The sequence below is a fragment of the Pinirhizobacter sp. genome (assembly GCF_035317885.1).
Taxonomy (GTDB): Bacteria; Pseudomonadota; Gammaproteobacteria; order Xanthomonadales; family Rhodanobacteraceae; genus Pinirhizobacter.
Genome location: NZ_DATHFX010000272.1, coordinates 1 through 4316, shown reverse-complemented (window position 1 = coordinate 4316; position 4316 = coordinate 1). Strand labels below are relative to the sequence as shown.

The following is a 4316-nucleotide window of genomic DNA, read 5'->3' as shown; positions in this document are numbered from 1 at the left end:
CAGCCTGTCGCCGGACACCGGCAGCAGCCAGTACGTACTGGACAGCAAGGCCATTGCGGCGCTGCCCCTGGGGCAGAGCACCCCGTTGAACCAGGTGGTTCTGCAGGCGCCTGGCGTGGTGCAGGATTCCTTCGGCCAGCTGCACGTGCGCGGCGACCACGCGAACCTCCAGTACCGCATCGACGGCGTAGTGATCCCCGAGAGCATCGGCGGCTTCGGCCAGGCGCTGGACGCGCGCATGATCGACAACCTCAAGCTGCTGGACGGCGCGCTGCCAGCCCAATACGGCCTGCGCACCGCGGCGGTAGTGGACATCACCACCAAGAAGCTCAAGAACGACGGCAACGAAGGCGTGGTGGGTATTACCGGCGGCAGCAACGGCACACTCAACCCGTATGCGTCGCTGTTCGGCAAATCCGGTGAGTGGAGCTACTACCTTACCGCCAACTACCTGGAAAGCGACATCGGCATCGAGAATCCGACGTCCAGCAAGAAGCCGGTGCACGACCATACCAACCAGGTTAAGGCGTTCGGCGATATCTCCTACCGCATCAATGACGACGCGCGGTTGAGCTTCATGTTCGGCGTGGCCAACAACCGCTTCCAGATTCCCGACAACCCGGGCCAGACACCCACCTTCGGTTACCTGGACGTCACCAACTTCGATTCGGCCAAGCTCAACGAGCAGCAGCAGGAACGCACCCGCTTCGGCGTGCTCTCGCTGCAGGGAAAAATGGGCGAAACCGCCTACCAGGTGTCCCTGGGCCAGCGCTACAGCGGCCTGGATTTCACCCCCGATGACATCGGCGACCTGATGTTCGACGGCGTGGCTTCGAACGTTCGTCGCACCAACCGTGCCAGCACCGTGCAGGCGGATTTCTCCACCCCCGTCGGCGACAACAACACCGTGCGCTACGGCGTGTATTCCTCATTCGAGAAAGCCGGCAGCACGAACGACGCCATGGTGTTCCCGGCCGATGCCGACGGCAACCAGACCAGTACCACGCCGCTCAACATCGTCGATCAAAGCCGCCTGATCGCCCGCACGTATTCGGCCTACCTGCAGGATGAATGGAGCATCGGCAGCGCCTGGACGGTGAACTACGGCCTGCGCTACGACAAGTACGACGCATTCACGCCGGAAAGCCAGCTATCCCCGCGCGTTGGCGTGGTGTGGCAGGCCTCGGACAGCACCACCATCCATGCCGGTTACTCGCGCTACTTCACGCCGCCGGCCACCGAGGCCATCACCACTACCTCGATCGAGAAATTCGCCGGCACCACCAATGCGCTGCCAAGCGACGGCAACAACACGCCCAAGAGCGAACGCTCCAGCTACTACGACTTGGGCATATCGCAGCAGGTAGGCAGCGACCTCACCCTGGGCCTGGACCTCTACGACCGCCGGGTGAGCCGCCTGCAGGACGAGGGCCAGTTCGGTGCCGCCCTGGTGTACTCCACCTTCAACTACCAGTTCGGACGCGTCCGCGGCGCCGAGTTCAGTGCCAACTGGACCCACGGCCCGGTCACCGCCTACTTCAACATGGCCTACAGCCGTGCCATGGGCAAACGCATCGTCACCGGCCAGTACAACTTCGATCCGGATGAGCTGGCCTACATCTACGACAACTTCATCCACCTGGACCACGACCAGAAGCTGACGTCCTCCGGCGGCATCAGCTGGGCGATCACCGGCGACACCCAGGTGGGCGCGAACTATCTGTTCGGCTCGGGCCTGCGCAAGGACGGCGACGTGCCCAATGGGTTGTCGATGCCGTACTACTTCCAGTTGAACCTGAGCGTGTCGCACGACTTCAGCTTCGAAAGCACCGGCAAGCTGCATACCCAGCTGGCGCTGATCAACGCCCTGGACCGCACGTACGAGCTTCGTGACGGCAGCGGCGTCGGCGTGGGTGCTCCGCAGTTCGGGCCCCGCCGCGGGCTGTTCCTCTCGGTCGAAAAGAACTTCTAGCGGCTCAACGCGCGAGCGGCTGCTATCCTTTACAGGATGAAACTGCCGCTCCCTGAAGCCGCCGAACGCGCCCTTTCCGACCAGCTCCTGGCCCATGTTCGCCAGGAGATCGCATCGAACGGCCCCATGCCGTTCTCGCGCTATATGGAGCGCTGCCTGTATGCGCCGGGGCTGGGTTATTACAGCGCCGGCAAGACCAAATTCGGCGAGGCGGGGGATTTCATCACCGCGCCGGAACTGGGCGACCTGTTCGCCCGTTGCGTGGTGCGCACGGTGCAGCCGGTGCTCGAGGCGCTTGGTCCGGAGGCCTCGTTCCTGGAACTGGGCGGGGGCAGCGGCAGCTTCGCGGAAGCCGCGCTGCTGGCACTGTCGGCCGCCGGTTCGCTGCCCGCGCGTTACCTGATCCTCGAGCCCAGCGCGGACCTGCGCGAACGTCAGCGCGATCGGCTGTCAGCTTCGCTGCCGGGGGACACCTTCGGCCGCGTCGAATGGCTGGATGGGCCGCCGGCGGAAGACTGGCACGGCGTGCTGTTCGCCAACGAGGTGATCGACGCGCTGCCCACTACGCGCTTCACCATGCGCGACGGTGAGGTGTACGAAGAGCACGTGGTGCTCGACGGCGAGGGCAACCTCAAGCGCAGCGACCGCCCGGCCGATGCGCTGGTAGGCGGTGCCGTGCGCCATGTGGAGCGCGACACCGGCCGGGAATTTCCCGACGGCTACCGCTCGGAAATATTGCCGCAGCTTCCCTTCTGGATGCAGGCAGTCGCCGGTTCGCTCACCTCCGGCGTCATGTTGTTCGTGGACTACGGCTATGTGCGCCAGGAGTTTTACCTGCCCGAACGAAGCGACGGCACGCTGATGGCGCATTATCGCCACCGCGCGCACGGCGATGCGTACATCCTTCCGGGCTTGCAGGATCTCACGGCTTCCGTGGATTTCACCGCCCTGGCCGAGGCCGGCAACAATGCGGGATTCAGCCTGGCGGCCTACGTGCCGCAGGCGCAGTTCCTGATCGCCTCCGGGCTGCAGGAATTATTCGAAAGCGATTTCGTCGAGGCTGCCGATGAAGGCACGCGCATGAAACTGGCGCGCCAGGTGAAGCGGCTGACCCTGCCCGACGAAATGGGCGAGCGCTTCCAGGCCATGCTGTTCGCCCGGGGCTTCGACGCCGTGCCGCTTCCCGCCGATGTATTGCTTGCCGACCAGGGTGGACGACTTTGATGAGCGTGATTGACGTGGCCCCCCTCAACAGCAAGTCGCGCGTGCTCTTCGCCAGTCTTATCGGCACCACCATCGAGTTCTTCGATTTCTACATCTACGCCACCGCCGCGGTGCTGGTGTTTCCCAAGCTGTTCTTTCCCTCGGCGGACCCCGCCTCCGGGGCGCTGCAGTCGCTGGCGACCTTCGCCGTGGCGTTCTTCGCGCGGCCCGTGGGCTCGGCCTTGTTCGGGCACTTCGGCGATCGCGTGGGACGCAAGGCGACCCTGGTGGCAGCACTGCTCACCATGGGCGTATCGACAGTCGCCATCGGCCTGCTTCCCACTTACGCGAATATCGGCGTGTGGGCACCGGCTTTGCTGGCGCTGTGCCGCTTCGGCCAGGGCCTGGGCCTCGGCGGCGAGTGGGGTGGCGCGGTATTGTTGGCCACCGAGAACGCGCCGCCAGGCAAGCGTGCCTGGTATGGCATGTTCCCGCAGCTGGGCGCGCCGATCGGTTTTCTTTGTTCAAGCGGCGTGTTCCTGCTGCTGACCGAGACCATCACCGACGACGACTTCTTCCACTGGGGCTGGCGCATTCCTTTCATCGCCAGCGCGGTGCTGGTGATGGTGGGCCTATGGGTTCGGCTGTCGATCGCCGAGACGCCGGCCTTCCAGCGCGCGCTGGAGCGCGAGGAGCGCGTGCGCGTGCCAATGTGGACGGTGCTCACCAAACATCCGCGCGCGCTCGTCGCCGGCACCTTCGCCGCCATGGCCACCTTCGTGCTGTTCTACCTGATGACGGTGTTCGCCCTGGGCTGGGGCACGGCCCACCTGGGCTTCGGCCGGGAACAGTTCCTGCTGCTGCAGATGGTGGCCGTGCTGTTCTTCGCCGCCACCATCCCGTTCTCGGCGTGGTTCGCCGACCGCTTCGGCCGGCGCGTGGCCATGCTCGCCGCAAGCGTGGGGGTGCTGCTGTTCGGCATCTTCTTCGGCCCGCTGTTTGAACTGGGCAGCGCCTGGGGCGTCCTGCTGTTCCTGGTGGTCGGCCTGGGCGTGATGGGCCTCACCTACGGCCCCTGCGGCACCATCCTGGCCGAGATGTTCCCCACGCCCGTGCGCTATACCGGAGCATCGCTGGCTTT

The 4316-nt window shown here is 65.2% G+C and carries 3 protein-coding genes; all 3 read left to right on the top strand.

From position 1 onward, the window contains the following. A partial coding sequence (locus tag VK519_RS08850; protein WP_324349123.1) for a TonB-dependent receptor occupies window positions 1-1972 on the top strand: 1972 nt, incomplete at its 5' end. Window positions 1973-2008: 36 nt separating this feature from the next. Continuing rightward, on the top strand, window positions 2009-3196 hold the full coding sequence (locus tag VK519_RS08845; RefSeq protein WP_324349121.1) for a class I SAM-dependent methyltransferase: 1188 nt from the start codon (window positions 2009-2011) through the stop codon (window positions 3194-3196). After that, a partial coding sequence (locus VK519_RS08840) for an MFS transporter (protein WP_324349119.1) occupies window positions 3196-4316 on the top strand: 1121 nt, incomplete at its 3' end. The genes VK519_RS08845 and VK519_RS08840, both read left to right, overlap by 1 nt.